The sequence below is a fragment of the Variovorax sp. NFACC27 genome (genome assembly GCF_048301545.1).
In the GTDB taxonomy this organism is placed as follows: domain Bacteria; phylum Pseudomonadota; class Gammaproteobacteria; order Burkholderiales; family Burkholderiaceae_C; genus Variovorax; species Variovorax gossypii.
This window is the reverse complement of sequence record NZ_CP157613.1, coordinates 6,160,691-6,179,487: the sequence shown is the minus strand read 5'-3', so window position 1 is coordinate 6,179,487 and position 18,797 is coordinate 6,160,691. Positions and strand designations below refer to the sequence as shown.

General features: G+C 69.6%; 9 protein-coding genes. 1 reads left to right on the top strand and 8 read right to left on the bottom strand.

Going from position 1 to position 18,797, the window contains the following annotated elements; genetic code table 11:
* The 5 genes from ABL840_RS28935 to ABL840_RS28915 are packed head-to-tail and all read right to left on the bottom strand — an operon-like array spanning position 1 to position 5,552.
* Complete coding sequence (locus ABL840_RS28935) at positions 1-1,014, bottom strand: ABC transporter ATP-binding protein (RefSeq protein ID WP_093305397.1); 1,014 nt, start codon at positions 1,012-1,014, stop codon at positions 1-3.
* On the bottom strand, positions 1,011-1,922 hold the full coding sequence (locus ABL840_RS28930) for an ABC transporter permease (protein ID WP_093305395.1): 912 nt from the start codon (positions 1,920-1,922) through the stop codon (positions 1,011-1,013). Before ABL840_RS28930 ends, ABL840_RS28935 begins: the two co-directional genes overlap by 4 nt.
* Positions 1,919-2,896, bottom strand: a complete 978-nt coding sequence (locus tag ABL840_RS28925; RefSeq protein WP_093305393.1) for an ABC transporter permease — start codon at positions 2,894-2,896, stop codon at positions 1,919-1,921. The genes ABL840_RS28930 and ABL840_RS28925 overlap by 4 nt, the downstream gene beginning before the upstream one ends.
* 38 nt (positions 2,897-2,934) lie before the next feature.
* Complete coding sequence (locus tag ABL840_RS28920) at positions 2,935-3,963, bottom strand: M14 family metallopeptidase (RefSeq protein WP_093305392.1); 1,029 nt, start codon at positions 3,961-3,963, stop codon at positions 2,935-2,937.
* Positions 3,960-5,552, bottom strand: a complete 1,593-nt coding sequence (locus tag ABL840_RS28915) for an ABC transporter substrate-binding protein (protein ID WP_093305391.1) — start codon at positions 5,550-5,552, stop codon at positions 3,960-3,962. Before ABL840_RS28915 ends, ABL840_RS28920 begins: the two co-directional genes overlap by 4 nt.
* Positions 5,553-5,721: 169 nt before the next feature.
* Here ABL840_RS28915 and ABL840_RS28910 point away from each other — a divergent pair, with 169 nt between their 5' ends.
* On the top strand, positions 5,722-6,597 hold the full coding sequence (locus ABL840_RS28910) for a helix-turn-helix transcriptional regulator (protein ID WP_093305390.1): 876 nt from the start codon (positions 5,722-5,724) through the stop codon (positions 6,595-6,597).
* A 42-nt stretch (positions 6,598-6,639) separates the two neighbouring features.
* Here the strand turns inward: ABL840_RS28910 and ABL840_RS28905 are convergent, their stop codons facing one another.
* The 3 genes from ABL840_RS28905 to sctQ form a co-directional block, all read right to left on the bottom strand.
* On the bottom strand, positions 6,640-16,485 hold the full coding sequence (locus tag ABL840_RS28905; RefSeq protein ID WP_093305389.1) for a DUF4781 domain-containing protein: 9,846 nt from the start codon (positions 16,483-16,485) through the stop codon (positions 6,640-6,642).
* Positions 16,486-16,738: 253 nt separating this feature from the next.
* A complete protein-coding gene (gene sctR / locus ABL840_RS28900) occupies positions 16,739-17,398 on the bottom strand; it encodes a type III secretion system export apparatus subunit SctR (protein ID WP_093200038.1) in 660 nt (219 codons plus the stop codon).
* 28 nt (positions 17,399-17,426) lie between these two features.
* Positions 17,427-18,542 carry a type III secretion system cytoplasmic ring protein SctQ gene (gene sctQ / locus ABL840_RS28895; RefSeq protein WP_093305388.1) on the bottom strand — a complete coding sequence of 372 codons (1,116 nt, stop codon included), beginning with the start codon at positions 18,540-18,542 and terminating at the stop codon, positions 17,427-17,429.
* Positions 18,543-18,797: the final 255 nt, after the last annotated feature.

Sequence of the window (18,797 nt, the reverse complement as noted above, 5' to 3'; positions counted from 1 at the left end):
TCAGTTCGCAATCGCACAGGGAGAGGGCAGGGGCGCCGGGTGGAAGCAGCGCAGCCTGCGGCCGTCGAGCGCCACCAGCGGCGGCTCGTTGCGGCAGACCACGTCCGCGCTGGCGCAGCGCGCCTGGAATGCGCAGCCTTGCGGCAGCGCGAGCAGCGAGGGCGTCATGCCCGGGATCTGCTGCAGCGGGCGCCCGCGCGGGTTGCGCGACGGCGCGCTGGCGACCAGCCCGCGCGTGTACGGGTGGCGCGGCCGGTCGAGAACCTCGGCCACGGGGCCCTGCTCGACGATGCGCCCGGCATACATCACCGAGACCGTGTCGGCCAGCCCCGCCACCACCGACAGGTCGTGCGAGATCCAGATCAGCGCGGTGCCCGAGGCGCGGCACAGGCTCTGCATCTGCGCGAGGATCTGGCCCTGCACCGTGACGTCGAGCGCCGTGGTCGGCTCGTCCGCGATGATCACGTCGGGCTCGTTGAGCAGCGCGATCGCGATCGCCACCCGCTGGCGCATGCCGCCGGAGAACTGGTGCGGGTAGGCCAGCAGCCGCTCGTGCGGCGACGGGATGCCGACCTTGGCGAGCGCCGCGGCGGCGCGTTCGCGCGCCACGCGCTCGCTGACCCGGTGGTGCGCGCGCACCGCCTCGATCATCTGCGTGTCGATGCGCAGCACCGGGTTCAGCGTCATCATCGGATCCTGGAAGATCATCGCGATGCGATTGCCGCGCACGCCCTGCAGCGCGCGAGGAGACAGGCGCCGCAGGTCGAGCACCTCGCCGTTGCGCGGCGCGAGGCGCAGCCGGCCCGCCACCACCTGGCCCGGCGGGTCGATCAGCCCGATCAGCGAGTAGCCCGTCATCGACTTGCCCGAGCCCGATTCGCCGACCAGGCCCATGATCTGGCCGCGCTCGATCGAGAACGACACGTCGTCCACGGCCTTGACGATGCCGGCGCGCGTGGCGAACTGCGTCTTCAGGCCCTCGACGAGCAGCACGGGTTGAGATGTGCTCGTCATTGTTTCTGCAGCCTCGGGTTCGACACGTCGCGCAGCTGGTCGGCGACGAGATTGATGGCGAGGATCGTGAGAAGCAGCAGGACGCCGGGGTAGAGCGACATCCAGTACTTGCCCGCCAGCAGGTATTGCTGGCCGTTGGCGATCAGCAGGCCGAGCGAGGGCTCGGTGATCGGCACGCCCAGCCCCAGGAAGGACAGCGTGGCCTCCAGCGAGATCGCGTTGGCCACCTGCAGCGCGGCCACCACGATCACCGGCGGCAGGCAGTTGGGCAGCAGGTGCCGCAGGACGATGCGCGTATCGCTCAGCGCCAGGCCCTGCGCGGCTTCGATGTATTCCTTGCGGCGCTCGACGAGCGCCGCGGCACGCACCGTGCGTGCGTAGTAGGCCCATTGCACCGCCACCAGCGCGATGGCGACATTGCCGACGCCCGGCTTGAGTACGGTGACCAGCACCAGCGCGACCAGGATCGCGGGAAACGACAGCTGGATGTCCACGATGCGCATGAGCAGCGCATCGAGCCGGCCGCCGGCGTAGGCCGCGAGCAGGCCCAGCGTCGCGCCCAGCGAAAGCGCCGCGAGCGTGGCCACCACGCCGATGCCCAGCGAGATGCGCAGCCCGTAGAGCATGCCCGAGAGCATGTCGCGGCCCTGGTCGTCGGTGCCCAGCAGGTAGAGCTTGCCCTGGCCGGCGGCATCGTTGCCGCCGTGCGAGCCCGGCGGCAGGCGCGAGTCGAGGATGTCGAGCTGCGCGAGGTCGTACGGGTTCTGCGGCGCGAGCAGGGGCGCGAACAGCGCGGCGAGCATCAGCGCCAGCAGCACGGCCGCGCCGAGCACGGCGAGCCTGGAGCGGGCGTACTGCCGCAGCAGGCGGCGCAGGGGGGGGGCGTCTTCTTCGAACATGGTCGTCATGCGCTTTGTTCGTCGAGCCGCACGCGCGGATCGAGGCTCGAGTACGCGATGTCCACGAGCAGGTTGAGCAGGGTGAACATCGACACCACCACCAGCAGGTAGGCGACGATGACCGGGCGGTCGAGCGAGCCGATCGACTCGATGATCAGCTTGCCCGCACCGGGCCAGACGAAGATGGTCTCGGTCACTGCGGCGAACGCGACCAGCGCGCCGAACTCCAGCGCCACCACCGTCACGATCGGCACGAGGATGTTCTTGAGCACGTGCACGCCCACCACGCGCGCCGGCGAGAGGCCCTTGGCGCGGGCGTACTTGACGTAGTCCTGCGTCAGGGCCTCGTGCGTGCTGGCCCGGGTGAGCCGCGTCACCAGCGCGAGCTTGAAGAGCGCGAGGTTCACCGCCGGCAGCAGCAGATGCTTCCAGCCTTCGGCGCTGAAGATCGACAGCGAAAGCCCCAGCACCTCGCGCGTCGGCCCGCGCCCGCCCGCGGGCAGCCAGGCCAGCTGCACCGCGAACACGACGATGAGCATCAGCCCGACCCAGAAGGTCGGCAGCGAGAAGCCCAGGATCGAGCCGGTCATGATGCTCCTGCCTATCCACGAATGAGGCCGCAGGCCGGCCCACAGTCCGAGCGGCACGCCCAGCGCGATGGCGATCAGCATCGCCACGCAGGCCAGTTCGAGCGTGGCGGGAAGCCGCTCGAACACCAGCGAGATCGCGGGCACGCCATGGACGAAGGAGTTGCCCAGGTCACCGCGCAGCGCGTGCTGCAGGAAGTTCCAGTACTGAAGCGGCAGGGCCTGGTCCAGGCCCATGGCCCGCACGAGCCGCGCGCGTTCGGCCTGATCGGCGTCCATGCTGATCAGGATGTCGGCGGGATTGCCGATCAGGTAGACGCTGGCGAACACCAGCATCGACATCGCAAGCAGCACGCCGACGCTCTGCGCCAGGCGGCGAATCACATAAACCAGCATGAAGGTGAAGGTCCTGTATCGAGGGTTGCGCGTGCGCCCTAGGGCGCGAGCACCGGCACGCGTTGCATCAGGTAGCCGAGGCAGTCCTGTCGGATGGCGCGCAGGTCGCGCGTGAACATGGCGGCGACCGCGTGCGTCGAAAGGCAGACGTCGGCTCCCTTGCGAACCAGCATGCCGGCGATCGCCTCGCCGTCGAGCCGGTAGGCGCGAAGCGGTTCCGTGTCGGGGTGAGACAGCGTGGTGGCGATCACGTGGCCGGGCTCGAGCGCGCGGAAATTGAAGGATTCGATCTCCGGCGGCAGCTGGAGGTCGGCGGCCTGGCCGTCGCAGCTCAGCGTGAGGCCCTCGGCGACCTTGAGCATCGCGAAGGCCTGGTAGATGTCGATCGCCTTCGCGTCGTCGTGCGCGGTGCCGTCCCCGAAGTCGTCGGCGAGGCAGCGTTCGATGAGCGTCGCGGCCTGTGCCACGCCCTCGGCGTTGCCGATTTCCCCGCATTCGCAGCACACCGTCGGGCAGATCGGCGTGAACGCGGCGCCCAGCGATTGCGGCGCCTGGATGAGCACCGCGAGCGGCGAGAACATGCGCGCGAGCCGCAGATGCTCCGCACCGGTCGAGCTCAGGCAGGAATAGAGCGGATTGCGCCCCGAGTTGTTGTGCAGGTCGATGGCCAGGAAGACCTCGCGCTCGCGCATCGCTTCCATCACGCGTGCCGCCATGCGCTGGTGCGGCGTGGCCGGCGCGGCGATCGGCCAGATGCGGTTGTAGTCCGGCTGGTCTTCCAGCCGGCGCACGCCGGCGCGCGCGGCCTCCACGTTGCCGACGAAGATCGAGAGGGCGCGAGGCAGCGGCTGGTTTCCGAACTTCGCGAGCACCGATTGCAGCGCCAGCAGGCCCGCGTCTTCGTTGCCATGCAGCAGCACCGAGACGAACACCGGCCGGGGCCGCACACCGGGCAGGTGGATCAGCGTCGGTGCCGGCAGCACCTCGTGCAGCGTGCGCGCCGAAGCGCCCATGAACGCGGGGGGCAGGTGGTCGAGCACATGCGGCAGGTCGGACATGTCGCTCACTTGCGGTCCTCCGCCTCGGCATGGACCTGCTGGGCCTGCGTGAACTCGTCGACGCGCGGCACCATCGTGAGGCCCTTGCGCGCGGCCCAGGTCGAGACCTGGTGGTACAGCGGAATGATCGCGTAGTCCTTCTTCAGCGCGAGCGCGGTGGCGTTGCGCAACAGGGCTTCGCGCTTCGCGTCGTCGACGGTGTTGAGCGCTTCGTTCAGCAGCGCATCGAACTGCGGATTGCTGTAGCTGCTCCAGTTGGTCGCGCCCATGCCGCGCTCCTTGTCGGGCGTGGCGAGCAGGCCGCGCAGTGCGCCCGATGGCTCGCCGCCGCCCACGCCCCAGCCGAGCAGGCCGAAGCCCAGTTCCTTCTTCGAGGCGCGCCCGACATAGGTCGCCATCGGCGAGACCTGCACCTTGGTCACGATGCCGCCGCGGGTGAGCATCTGGCCGATGGCCTGCGCGACCTGCTTGTCGTTGACGTAGCGGTCGTTCGGCCCGAACAGCGTGAGGCCGAAGCCAGCGGGATAGCCCGCCTCGGCGAGCAGCTGCCGCGCGCCCTGCACGTCGACGGCATCGGGCTTGAGCTCGGGGTTGAAGCCGAACATGCCGCTCGCGGCCAGGTTGCCGGTGGGCACGCCGAGCTGGTCGAGCACGCGCTCGGCCAGCACGCCGCGGTCGATCAGCTTGGAGATCGCCTGGCGCACGCGCGCGTCCTTCAGCGGATTGCGATCGAGCGGCTTGCCGTCCTTGTCGGTGACGAAGGGCGAGGTATCGCGATGGTCGGTGTAGAGGAACATCACCCGGCTCGACACCTTGGTGAATACGCTCAGGCTCTTGTTCTGGCGGAACTGGGAGACCAGGTTGGCCTGCACGTTCTCCACCAGGTCCACGTCGCCCGACAGCAGCGCCGACATGCGCGCCGATTCGGCCGGCAGGGCGCGCAGCGTGACGCCGGACCACGCCGGCTTCGGGCCCCAGTACCCGTCGAAGCGCGCGAACTGCACGCCGGTGCCGGGCGTGAACTTCACGAGCCTGAAGGGGCCGGTGCCGGCTTGCACCTTCGCCTGGTTGAAGTCGTCGCTGGTCGCCTTCTCGGCCGACTTGCGCGAGACGATGAAGATGCGCGTGAGGTCGTTCGGCAGCAGCGGCGCCGGCGTGGCGGTCGTCAGCTGCAGCGTGAGGCGGTCGACGACCTTCTTGCCCGTGATGGCGCGCGTGTAGGCAGCGAACGAGCTCGGGCTGTTGACGATGGTCGCGGGACGCTCGAGCGAGAACACCACGTCCTGCGCGGTGAGCGGGCTGCCGTCGTGGAACTTCACGCCGTCGCGCAGCTTGAACTCCCAGGTGGTGTCGTCGATGGCGCGCCACGAGGTTGCGAGCGCGGGTGTCAGGCGTGAGTCGGCGTCGAGCGCGACGAGGGTTTCGTAGGCGTGGCTCACCACCGAGCTGATCGCATCGTTGTTCACGAAATGCGGATCGACCGATGAAGGATTGCTGCTCAGCCCGATACGCAGGTCCTGCGCATGGGAAAGACATGCAAGGCATGCGAGAAGCGCGCCGCACAGCAGCGCGCGCCAGTGACGCAGGGTCGGTCTCATGGGTTCTGTCTCCGTTGGAATTCCGGTTGTCGCAACGGTTCGGGATTCATAGAATCCAGCCCGCCATCGACACACATTCATGCGCTTGAATCGTTGGATCCGTGGGCGCAAATCGATGCCGGGACATTAGCAAGCGGCGGCTTTCCCGCCATGTAGATTCTTAGCTTCCATGGAACTTCTTGCATCTTCCTATTGGCGCGACAAAGAGTTGGCAGGCCTGCAGTTCACCGCCAACCGGTTCGTTCAACGAGAGATCCGGGCGCACCGGCATGGCGGCTACACGCTGTCGGTTTCCGACACCGAGTTGCATGTGAGAACCAGCACCGGCGTCACCGTGGTGCCCCCTGGTGCGCTGCTGCGCATCGGTCCGCAGGTCTGGCATTCGATCAAGGCGCGAAGCACGCCGTGGCGCGAGGACGCGATGTACTGCAGCGTGGCGGTTGCGCGCTGCGTGAACCCTGTGCCCGAGGCGGACGACGGCATGCACGGGCCCGAGCCCGAACCGGTCTCGGTGTTCGCATGCGAGCCCTGGGGGCGCGAGTTCGCGCAGTGCCACAGGCTGCTGCACGAGATCGCGGACACGGGCCGCGAGGACGCGGGCATCGCGGCGCGCGCGCTGGTGCGCCGCCTGCTCGCGCAGTGGATCCCGATGCAAGCCGGCAAGACGACCGAGTCAGGCGAGGCGGACGATCGCCTGCGCCGCTCCTACGGCCTGATCGCCAGCGGCTTCCAGCAGCGCCTGACGCTCGACGACCTCGCCGAGGCGGTCAACTGGCATCCGATCCATCTGCACCGCCGCTTCAAGGACGCATGGGGCTTCACGCCGCACGAGCTGCTGGTGGGGCACCGCATCGAATACGCGCGAGACCTCATGGCCGGCGGCGCCCGCGTGACCTATGCGGCGCACGCGGCCGGCTTCAGCGACCAGAGCCACCTGCACAAGACCTTCATGAGCACCTACGCGGTGGCGCCGAGCGAGTACCGGCGGCTGTCGGCGCTCGATGCGCTGCAACCGCCGGCGGCGAGGAACGGCATCGTCGACTGACGCCGCGCGAGCCCACGCGGCCCCGCACGGGGCGCGTCCACGTCAGGCGAGCAGTACCTCCGCCGCCTTCGTGCGCTGGGAGTGGCCCGGATCGACGTTGAGGAAGCCCGACAGCGCCGGGTTGACAGACTGCAGCGGGTCCTGCGCCGTACCCGCATCGAGCATCGCCTGGAGTTCGACGGCCGTGGGCTGCATCGTGTCGACGATGAAGCGCACGCCGCCGCGCTGGGAATGCGTCGGTGTCGGCGTCGGCGTCGGCGTCAGAGTTGGCTTCGGGTTCGGCGTCGGAGTGGGCGTTGCCGTCGATCTCGGTATCGGTGTCGGAGTGAACGTCAGGGTGGGGGACGGGGTGGGCACCGGCGTGGTCGTCTGCGAAGGAGTGGGCGTCGGTGTGGGCGTCGGCGTGGGTGTGGGAGCCGGCTGCTGCGGCTTCTTGTTCTTCTCGTGCATCGACCATTCCTCGGCCGCCACCCGTGCGGCGACGGCCACGCCCAGCAGCACCAGCGGCGCCGCGCCGCGGCGGATCCAGCCGTGCGAGGTCTCGGTCGGATTCGTCCTGGCCTCTCCGAGCGGGGCGTTGAAGTAGTTGGTCAGGCGCGAGTGGTAGACCATCGGTCCCATCTGCCGGTTCGAGCGGTATTCGTCGATGTAGTCCTTCTGCGTGCCGCGGAAGATGCCTATGTCGCTCGCCACCTTCATCAACTGCGGTGTCGCGAGGTCCCATTGGCCGGCGCGGATGTACATGTAGGCCTGGATGCTGTCGGAGATCGTCAGGCCGATCGTTCCGCTGGAGTCGCCCCACGACGAGAACTGCGCCAGGCGCTGCGTGAAGGTGCGCTTGACCATCGGGCCGCCGTCGGGTGCCACGCCGTCGTGCGTGACAGCCTTCGGGTTGCCCAGGCCGATGAGGGCGCGCCTGAACCACGAGTAGCCGTTGGTGGCCTTGTAGACCGGCAGCGGATTGCCGTCCTTGTCGAGCGGCGCCGTGGTGGCCTTGGGCGGCGGCGTCTCGCCGGCCTTGGGTGCCGGAGCCTCGGTCGATCCGCGCTCGCTCATGACGTGCCCGCCGCGCGCCTGCGCGATCGATGCATAGCGGTTCGCCACGCTGGCGCCGAGGCCGGTGGCGTTGCCCACCGCATAGTGCAGGCTGCCCTCGTTGCCGATCCACTGGCGCACGCCGTCGAGCGTGGTGATGTCCCAGGTCCACTGGTGGCTCGGCGCGTCGAAGAAGGGGTTCAGGTACAGCCGCGTGCCCGCCGAGTGGCTCAGCCCGAAGCTCAGCACGCGTGCGCCGAACAGCGCGCGGCCCACCGGCGAGTTCGGCGAGGTGAGCTTGCCGGGGCTCTGGTCCAGCACGGCGCGCGAGCGTTCGTCCGACGGGTTGGCGCGCAGCGTGTCCGTCGCCATCGCGATGGTCTGGCGGTCGGCCTTCGGAATGCCGCGGAATGCGCCGCGGGCGCCCGTGGTCTGGCGCGCGACGGTGTCGAGCGGAATGCCCTCCAGCGTCTTGAGCGCGGCGTTGACGTCGCCGCTCTTGTTCGCCATGGTCTGCACAGCCTCGCGGTAGCGCGCGCGGTCCGCGCCCGGCACGTTGCGCAGCAGGCGCCCGCGCACGAATCCCGCATGCTGGGTGCCGCGTCCCACTTCCGGCGCGGTCATCAGCAGCGCCGCGGCCTGGGTGTCGCGGGGGTTTGCGTTGAAGGCCTTCAGCGCCTGGGCGTAGTCGTTGCGAAGTGCCGGCGGTATCCGGTTCAGCCAGCCGCGCTTGCCGATCACCGGGCGAGCGCTGCGCTCGATCGCGCCCTTGTAGAGCGTGTCGAGGGCGGTTGTGCTGTCGGGGTTCCTCGACAGGATCCTCAGCGCCTTGGCATAGTTGTGGCGGCCCTCGATGCCGCGCCGCGCCGCGTGCCAGCTGTCGAGCTGGCTCTTGAGCTGGAACAGCGAGGCCTCGCGCTTGGCCGGGTCGGCGATGTTGCCGATCAGCGCGAAGGTGTCCTGGTCCTTGGGGTTGAGGTACTTCTGCAGCCGGATCTTGCCGCCCTGCTTCAGGCCCGCGATGCTGCCGCGGTAGAAGAAGGCTTCGTAGGCGTAGCGAAGGAACACGGCGCGCGCACCGACGTAGCCGCCGAGCGAAGCGCCGGCGACGCCGAGCGCCGGGTTGGTCATGTGCAGGCCCAGTGCCGCGCCGCCGAAGCGCACGGCGCCATAGAAGGCCGCGCCAGTGCCGACCATGTAGCCGACCGACTTGAGGAAGATCTTCCTCTTCTGCGCCGGCGTCATGACCTGATCGTTCTGCTCCATCGTCTTGTGCGGATCGACGAAGACCTCGCCGGGCTTCGGCGCGTGCGCGGCCTGGCGGTTGCTGATGCTGACGGGGTGTATCGCGCCGTCGGGGCGCACGCCCACGATGCCGTCGACCTGCGCCTGGGTGAAGCGTCCGGTTGCCGCGACCTGGGCCATCTCGGTTTTCGGGCCGATCAGCCGCACCACGCCCACGAGGCCGCTGCCTTCGGCGTTCGCATGCGCGGCCGCCGCCGCGCGCGCGGTCTCGAAGCTGGAGTACACGTGCGATCGGTCGAGCAGCGAGAAGGTGGCGTCGGGCGCGCCCTGGTTGAGGCCTGCCGCGTCCTGGGCCAGCACGTAGCGCCCGCCGACGTAGTCCGGCGCACCGATGAAGGAGGGCGCCTGCCCGCGTGCCCATTGCATGAAGCGCGTGCGCAGCGGAACGTCGCGCGCGGCATGGCCGTCCGGCGAGCCGGCGCTTGCGAGGTAGTGCGTCTGCTCGACGTCCTCGGGCGTGGCCGGGGCCTTGCTCGCCTGGAGTTCTCGCATCGTGGCCGGACCCGCGTAGGCGGGGCGCGGCTTGGTGTAGTCGCTGCCCCCTTCGAGCAGCGCGTCCATGTCGGGCTCGACCATCGCGAGGCCGGTGGATTCGCCTGCCTGGTGATTGGCCGCCGCCGTGCTCGGTGCTGCCGGCGCGGTTGCGCCTTCGCGCCATGCGGCCGAGCGCACGTTCGGAATGCCGATGGGCATCGGCTTCCCGTTCGCACCGACGTGCACCGAACCCATGATCTCCTCGGGCGTCGCGCGGCCGCGCTTCGTCAGCGGCGCCATGGTGCCGTCGGGATGGATGCGGTACACCCACGCGCCGCCCTTCTGCTGCGCCGCGGCGGAGGCCTCGGCGAAGGTCCCGAAGGTGTTGTTGCGCTTGGCGCGCACGCCGGTGCCGCCGTACATGGTTTCGCCCGGCGCCATCGGATGGACGGCGAAGCGCACGTTCGAACCCGCGGCGGGGTCCTCGGTGATGCGGGCCGTCACCGCGGCCTCGTCGGGCGAGGGCTGCAGCGGCCGCAGCCCCGAGCCGGGCTCGCTCGCGCGCTGGTGGAACGCGACGAGCCTGTCGCCGCGCAGCGCGATCTGCAGCCAGCTGCGCCCGTTGCCGAGCGTGGTCGGCGGCAGGGGAGCGCCGTGCGCATCCACGCCGGTGGCGGCGGGGTCCCTTGGCTGGCCGGCCGTCTTGACGGAGGGCGTGTCGGTGTCGCCGCGGCCGGTGCCGGCGGTGCGCGGCAGCTCGGGCGCGATCGGTCTTGTCGTGCGCGGGGGCTCCGGCATGGCGGATGCGGCGCGGGGCGCGGTGGGTTGCGCACCGGCCGGCTCGATCGACAGGCCCGGGCGAAAGCGCGCGTAGACCGGGGTGCCCTGCACCGCGATGTCGTCGTAGACGGTACGCCCGTTCTCGCGGATTCCGACGATGGGCAGCGACTGCAGCGGCTCGGCCTTGAGTGCGCCACCGTTGTAGGAGCTGCCTTCGTTGCTCAGGGAGATGCGCCGGGTGTAGAGGGAGCCCGGCGCGTTCGCGTCGCGGTTGTTCATCATGACCGACTCGGTTGCCGCGTACACGTCGTGGCCGAGCAGCGTGGCCAGGCGCTGCGCCATCGGCACCGCGCCGTCTCCGCTGAGGCACGACAGCATCAGCACCGGCTGGCCGTGATAGTTCTCGTGCGCGACGATGGCTCGCGCCAACCCCTCGGCCGTGAGCGGATTGCCGCTCGCGTCGTTCATCATGCCTTCGAGCCCGTGGCCGTTGACCGCGAAGTAGCCCTCGGGAATGGGGACCGCCTCGCTGCCCGGCTTGCCGTCGCTGCGTACGGCGCGCTCGCCTGGCGCGAAGATATCGAGGTCGGCCACGCGGCGGCGGAAGGCGTTGATGCCCATCTCGCTGCGGCCGGACTGCGTGTTGAGCAGGTCGACGCGCTGGCCGTTGGCGCTGGTGTAGATCAGCGGCTGGCCCGGCGCATAGCCCTCGGGGTAGGCGATGCGCAGGGCGGGCCTGCCCGGATGGGCGGTGACCTGCGTGGCCTTCGCGGGGCCGCCTTGGGTGGTTTCGACCTTCACGGTGGCCATCACGGCCGAGGGTGGGACGCTGCCGTCCGGCGCGATGCTTGCCGCGTGCACGATCGCGATCTCGTCGCCCAGCGCGACGAAGCCCTCTGGCTGCACCGTCGCGAGCGCTTCGTCGAGGGTGGCGTAGTGAGCGGGCAGGACGCCGGAGAAGTCGCCGCTGTTTTCGCCCTGTGCATGGGCGCTGGCGCGCTGCGCGGCACTGGGGCTGTCCGTGCCGGCAGGCAATCCGTCGCGATGCGCGGCGAAGACGAAGCCGTTGTCGTCAACGGTGCGCGGATAGATGTAGTAGCGCACGCCCTCGGCTTCGCCGCCGGCGGCGAACACGGTGAGCAGCGAATCCGACCAGTTCGTCGGGCCGAGACGGCTGGTTGCCGGCAGCGGATAGCTCGTGGGCCCGCCGAGCTCGGGGTCCTGTGCCGGCTTGTAGACGGCGAAGCTGCCCTCGTCGCCCTTGGCGGGCGATGCCGGCGTGGACTTCACGCTCACCAGGTCCTTGGTGCCTGCGTTCTGCTTCAGCCCGATGCGTTGCGCCGAGCGCACGAAGGGGGCGTTGGCGCGCGGTGCGTCTTCCGCGGTGTTCGAGCCTGGGGCCGCGCGTTTCTCCTGGGGACTGCGTGCGCCCGTCGGTGCGCGCGCGGCTCCCGGGGCATCGGCGGTATCGCCCGCGCGTCGCACCGAGGCCATGACCGGGTTGAACGAGACATCGGTCACGATGGACGGCAGCGCCGCCGGACCGGCCACGTCGGCGGGCACCGTACGCGGCGTTGTCGGCCATGCGACGCTCATGCGCGGCGGCTCGCGGAACGGCGTGAGCGCGTCGGGCTTTGTCGTTGCGTCCGCCGGCCTTGCGGTGCCGGCCGTATCGGCGGCATCGACCGCATCGACAGGCTTGGGCGACGCGGATTGCGCCGGCCGCGCGGGCACGGCCGCGTCGGTGGGCGTCGTGTTCCGCGCCTCGTCGCCCACCGTGCCGGCCGGCCGGTTCACGACCGCCGGCCGCGCGGTGTTCGTGGATGGCGGCTTGATCGCGTTGTGCACGCGCACGTAGCCCTTGGCGAAGATAGGCGAGGCAAAGCCCGCAGCGTTGACGCTGAGCATCATGATCTGCTGCTCGCGCTCGGCCGGGCTCATCTGGTCCCAGTTCTTCACCAGCGAGTGCACGCCTTCCCCGGTGGCGTAGGCGCTGCCGAGGCCGAGCGGCTTGGAGGCCATCGCCGCGGGCTTGCCCCAGGCCTGGGCAGTCTTCGCGTAGCGCGCGAAGTCGGCCGCGCGTGCCTGTGCCGTCACGGCGTCGCCGGCGGCTTCGGCGGCCGTGGCCGCCTTGGCGGCCCGGCCTGCGCGCAGCGCGGCCATGGTGGCGCGCGTGGAGGCGCCCACCACCGGCACGCTGACCGTCGAGAGACCGAGGTTCAGCCAGTCCATGCGCGCCTGCTCGCTGTTCGCCGGATTGATGCTCTGGCCGTGCGCGCTGAGCTTGTTCAGGTCTTCGACCGAGGTCGCGACGCCGTAGCCGGCCGCGAGCACGGTGAACGCGCCGGCCGCCAGCATGACGCCAGGCGCCGCGAGCGTGCCGAAGGAGCCCACCGTCAGCGCCACGCCGGCCACCAGGCCCACGCCGGCGACCACCATGTCCAGGTGGGTCGCGCGCCGGAAGGTCTCCCATCCGGTCTCGGTGCGCGCGTCGCCGGCGAAGAGCTTGACGTTGCCGTTCTGGTCGAGCGAGTAGCTGGCGTCCTCGGGCGTGACGAGCTTCACTCCCTCTACCGGCAGGCTGTTGTTGGCGCGGTAGTCCGTGAGGTTCTTGTAGGTCCAGGCCTGTTCGTCGACTAGCTTGGTCTCGCCGGGCTTGTCCTTGCTCTCGACCTTGAAGATCGCCGTCTTGATGATGCCGCCGTCGTCGCTGTCGAGGGCGTAGACGACGGGCAGCACGGTCACGCGCGCGTGCTCGCCGCCGACTTCCACCACCTTGTCGACCATCTTCGAGAGCAGGTCCTTCTGCGCGTCGCCGAGGTTGCCGAAGAGGCGCTGGTTCTGCCGGATGCGCTCGCTGTCGGCCGGCGTCGCGGCATCGAGCGAGCGGCTGGGGTTCCAGCCGAGCGCGAGGCCGATTTCGTTCTCGAGCTGCGTGCGGCTCTTCATCTCGATCGGGCCGCCGCCGTACTGCACGAACTGGTCGTTCATGATGGCCTGCGCCATCACCTGCGGGTTCTTCTCGAAGAGCCGGTAGAGCGCGCGCTTGTCCTCGCGCTGGTTGAACGGCAGGTTCTGGATGGTGAATTCCTGCTGCTGCGCGTAGGCGTTGTCGCGTGCGCCGGCGGCCTGGTAGCGCACGGCGGTGTCCGACTGGGTCTGCGCCGCCTGCAGCTTCTTCCATGTGTCGCTGCCGGTCTCGGCCAGGCCGGGGTTGGCGCTCTTCCATTTCTCGTGCGCCGACTTCGCGGCTGCGAGATCGCGCGCCGCAGTGTCGGTGTGGAACTTGTTGACCGAGCTGAGCCAGTCCTTGCGCGCGGCGTCGGCCTTGTCGCGCGCATCGTCGGCGGTCTGCTGCGGCGAGGTGGCGTAGCACAGCTGTGCGCGGCCCGCGCGCTTGTCGGCTTCGATGCGCTGGCGCGCGTGGTTGGCCTCCTGCCAGGCGATCGCGGCATCGACCGCGAGCTGTTCGTTCTGGGCGATGGTGACGCGCGTCTTGGCGTCGTCGAGGTCGTTGCCCAGCGCGGTGCGGTCGCCGGTGCCTGCGTCGTAGTCGGCCTGTGCCTTGTCGCGTGCCTTGATCGCATCCGTGAGGTTCTGGTCCACCGTCTTCTTGCGCGGCGCGAGGTCGTCGCCGAAGTTCAGCGTGGGCGCGGGCTTGCCGTCGGGCCCGGGCGCCGGCTGTGCGCCGGGCTGCGGCGGCGCATCGGCCGCAGCCTGCGCAAGGCGTTTCTCGACGTCGGCGCGCGCACCGCGCGCCTTCGCCAGGTCGCCATCGCCGAACTCGGAGGTCTTCCACCGCGCGGCCGTGGCGGGGTTCATCTTGTAGGTGCCGGCGCGCACCGAGAAGTCGACCATCTTGCCCTGGTCGGACTGCTGCCAGCCGAAGACCTTCGAGTCCTTCTTGATCGTGACGTTGTAGCCGCCGTTGCAGTCCGAGTGCACCTCGATGTCGTCGGGCGAGAGGCCGCGCGGCAGGCCCTCGGCGCTGACCTTGCCGTCCTCGCCGCGCTTGATGTTCCAGGTCGGGTCGTAGTTCTTCGGGTAGACGTCGCCGGTGGTCGACTTGTCGCCGTCCATGAACATCGTCAGCTGCGGCTTGGCGAAGGTCGTGCGGTCGTACTGGTAGCGCGCGGCATACCAGGCGCGCTCGGCGTCGATCAGTCCGAGCTGGGTCTCGATGTCGCGCTTGGAGAGATCGAGCGCGTCGAGTTCGTCGAGCGCCTTCTGCTGCTCGGCCTCGGTGGCCTTGCTGCCGGGCGCGGTGAGCGTCGTCACCTCCGCGGCCTTCTTGTCGTAGGCCTCCTTCGCTGCGGGCAACTGCGTCTCGCGCATCTTCTTCTCGTCGTCGGCCGAGAGCTTCGGCTTCGCGCCGTCGGCCAGGCGCTGGGCCTCGCGCGCCGCCACGCGCAGGTCATCCAGCTTGCCGCCGTCCACGGTCTTGCCCGCGGCCTGGTCGCGCTCGGCCGCGCGCAGGTCCTGCATGGCCTTCAGCGCCTTGGCGTCGGCCTGCGCGGCGCGCTGCTGCTCGAGCGCCCGGCCCAGGTCCTGCGGCTTGGCGTTGGCGACGGCGTTGTTGGCGTCGGTCAGCCCCTGGTTGATCTTGTCCGCGCGATCGAGATAGCCGGCCTCGTCGAGCTTGGCTCGGCTGCCGTCGGCGCCGCCGAAGAGGTCGTCCTTGACGGCGTTCAGCGTGGTCGTGGTCTGGTCGCCGCGGGCCTTTGCGGCATCCTGCTTTTCGTTCGCGGCGTACAGCGCGGCGGTCAGCGGATCGAGCTCGGTCTTCTTGTCGCCGTCGACGTAGAAGTACTTGCCGTCGATGTTCTTGACCTTCTTGCCTTCCTCGCTGCCGGGCTTGGCCCAGAACGCGGGGTCGTAGCCGTCGGGATCGATGTTCCGCGTCGTGGTCTTGTCGCCGTCGTGCTCGGTCACGGTGACGCGGGCGGGGCGCTGCAACGATGCCGCGCTCCATGCGCTCTCGGCGTCGGTCTTGGCGTTCTCGGCGTCGCTGGCCTCGAGCTTGGCGTCGAGGTCGTCGCTCAGCGCGTGCATGTAGCGCTGGCCCTGCTGCGCATCGCGCAGGGCGGCGTCGGCCTTCTGGATCTCCTTGGCATCGCCGCCGGCCACCGCCTGGTCGTACTTGAAGCTCAGCTCCTTGACCTCGGCGTCGGCGACACGTGCGTTGTAGTCGGCATCGACCGTGCCGAGGGTGTTCGTCTTGGGGTTCTGCGGGTCCGACGGATCGGTGGTGCCGAAAGCCTTCTCGGCGCTCTGGAGTTCGGACTTGGCACGGTTGGCCACGGCCCGCAGGCGCTCGGCTTCGGCCTTCGCGTTCTGCTGCGCGGTGATGATCGTGTCGTTGCCGCCGCCGCCGGTGCCGAAGCTGGCGGCGTATTTCTCGGCCTTGGTCGCGGCGGCGTCGGCGTCCTGTGCGCGGCTGCGCGCGTCGGCCACGTGCGCCTTGCCGGCCTGGCCGGCGTCGTATTGCTCGCCGCGCAGCTGCCGCACCTCGGGCGAGTCCGCGCGCACGCCGTCGCGCGCCTTGTCGATGTACTCGCCGATGCTCTTCGGGTCGAACACGCCGCCCTTGTCGAGCGCGTCGTGAGCGTCGGCCGCCACCTTGTCGATCGCGTCGTTCGGGTCCTTGCCTTCGGCGATCGCCTTGAGGCTGGCCTTGCGCATGTCCTGCTCGGCGGCCTGCAGCCAGTCCGTCATGGCGGTGTCGACGGCGGCCTTCTGTTTCTTGGTGCCGTCGCCGCCGTTCGCCTGCGCCTTGAACACCGGCTTGGCGGCGGTCTGGGCCTTCTCGAGCAGGTCCTGCGTGCCCGGGCTGGTCGCGGGGGCCTGGCCCTTGGGCTGGTTGGCCGGCGGCTCGAAGATGGCATTCATCTTCTGCGCCGCGTCGACCTCACCCTGCGCGGCGCGCGTGGCTTCCGACGGATTGTTGTCCGCACGGCGCTGCTGGATGTCGTCGAGCTTGGCATCGGCGAGCGTGGACTGCTTCTGCTTGAGGTTGCTCGCCGCTTCCTGCTTGAGCGCATCGCGCTCGGCCGCGTCGCTGGCACTGCGCGCCTTGGTGGCTTCCTGCTGGTCGGCCTCGGCCTTGCTTTTCTCGGCCTTGGCCTCGGCGGCTTCCGCGGCCTTGCGCGCTTCCTCCGCCTTGCGGCGTGCCGCTTCGGCTTGCTTGCGCGCTTCCTCGGCTTGCCGACGTGCCTCCTCGGCCGCGCGCTTCGCCGCGGCTTCCGCCTGGCGCCGCAGTTCTTCGGCAGCCCTGGCGGCCGCCAATGCCTCCATTGCTGCCTGTGCGGCGGATTGCGTTCCCGACCCATCGCTGCTGACTGCTAGAACCATAAGACCCCGGATGAAGTTGCAGATTGAAAGAAGGGCGCGCGGAACTGCCCGGCCGGCTCCGATGCCGCGCGAACTCTAAGTGGCATACCCGCGCGCGGGCAACAACGAGTTCTCGTAGACGGGCGCGCGCCAATGCGTGGATTCGAGGGGCTGCGCGATGCGCGCGGCAGCCGAAGAGTCATGCGCCGTCGCGAGCTCATCGATACGACAGCACGAGCCCGTGCACCAGTCGCGTCCAGCCGTCGAGCATCACGAACAGGAGCAGCTTGAAGGGCAGGGAGATGGTGGTGGGCGAGATCATCGACATGCCCAGTGCCAGCAGCACCGTGGCGACGATCAGGTCGACCACCACGAACACCAGGTAGATGATGAAGCCGATCTGGAACGCTCGCGTGAGCTCGCTGAGCGTGAAGCTCGGCACCAGCACCATGAAGTCGTCGTCCTTCAGTTGCTCGGCGCGTGCCTTCGGCCAGATGTTGGCGGCCGACTTCAGGAAGAACTGCCGCTCGCGCTCGTGCGTGTGCTTCTGCAGGAACTCCTTGACCGGTGCCTTGGCCGCGTCGATGACGGCCATGATGTCGCTCAACCCTTCGCCCTTGGCGCCGAAGCTGCGGCTGCGCAGCGTGTCGCCGATGTCCATGCCCACCGGCGCCATGATGTAGACCGACAGGATGATCGCGATGCCGTTGAGCACCATGTTGGGCGGCGTCTGCTGCAGGCCCAGCGCGGTGCGCAGAAGGCCGAACACGATGACCAGCTTGGTGTAGCTCGTCACCATCAGCGCCACGAACGGCGCGATGCCGAAGGCGACGATGAGCGCGACCAGCGTGAGGGGTTCGGGAAGTCCGCCTTGCATGGGTATGGATCGCTTGAGGGGCGGCCTCTCAGACTTCGCCCGGCGCGAATTCCGACACGCGCACGCCCAGGCGGTCGCCCACCGCGACCAGATAGCCCTTGCCCAGCACGTTGCCGTGCGCAAGGATGCGCACCGGGCTGCGATTGAGCGGCTGGCCCAGGTCGAAGACGTGGCCTGCGCGGATGCTCCGGAGTTCGCCCAGCGACACGGAGAGGTCGCCGACCTCGAAGCGCAGCGTGACCTCCAGCGCGTCGAGCCGGTCGATCGGCAGGTTGGCGTTGTCCGCGGCGTCGGTCGCGAGGGCGGGTGTGTCTGGCTTCATGGCACTGTCTCTCGATTGCTGAACGGTGATGCGCGAGCCTTCGGCAAAGGCGGAAAGATGCCGCCCCGCGGGGCCTCCGAGTTCTGCCGTGACCACGATGGCGGCTCCAGAAGAACTCCATTGCTCGATGCCGACGATGTCGCCGGGCCGGATGCTGCCCACCTCGCCCAGGCGGATCGGCGTGCTGCCGAGGCGAAAGCTCACGGGCAGGCGCAGCGCGTCGAAGGCACTGGCGGCGTGGGCGTTGTGGCGCTGGCCGGAGCCCGCGGGCACCAGCGCGTCGAGCGTGGATGAATCCTCGAACTGCACGAAGCCGCGCAGCACGGCGCTGCCTTCCAGCGGCATGGCGACGAAGAAGGCCGCGCGCTCCGGATCGCAGTGGAGCGGCACCGCCTGCGGGCTGCGCTCATGGGCTTCGCGCGCTTCCGCTTCGGAAGGCTGCCATTCGAAATGAAGCCGCAGCGCCTTCTCGAGCGCATCGATCAACGGATGCAGCGCGTCGGCAAGCAGGATGTAGCGAAGGTCTCGCGGCAGCAGGTCGATGCGGCGCTCGCCCAGCAGCGCCTGGAGACTGGGCGCATCCATCGAGAGATGGCCGACATGTGCGCCGAGCCTGAAGCGGAAGCTCTCGCGCGCGGTGCGCCCGAAGGCCGGGTCGTGGTGCCAGCGGATGCGGTAGCGCGCGCCGCGCGCGGCCGCCATGTCGGGCAGCGGCGCGGCGCCGTAGAGGCGATTGAGCGCGCGCACATTGGCTGCATCGGCACGCGGCAATGCGCGGGCCTCGCCGAGCTCCGTCACTGCGTCGGCGCCTGTGTCAGGCATGCGTGCTTTCGGTCGGTATGCGGATGCTGGCGGCTGTGCTTCTTGTCACCTTCTTCATGCCTCGGAGCAACGCGAGACGGCTCGCATCGGGACCGGCAGCTTAGCCAGACGCATTGCGCGAAGGTAGTCCGCAAACACGTAGTGCCGCGCGCGCCACACGCGGCGAGCGTTTACGAAAACTCGTGGTTGCCGTGAATGGATGGCGGCGCATAGAGTCCGTCGCGACGCGAATCCCCGCGATCGACAACGAAGCGA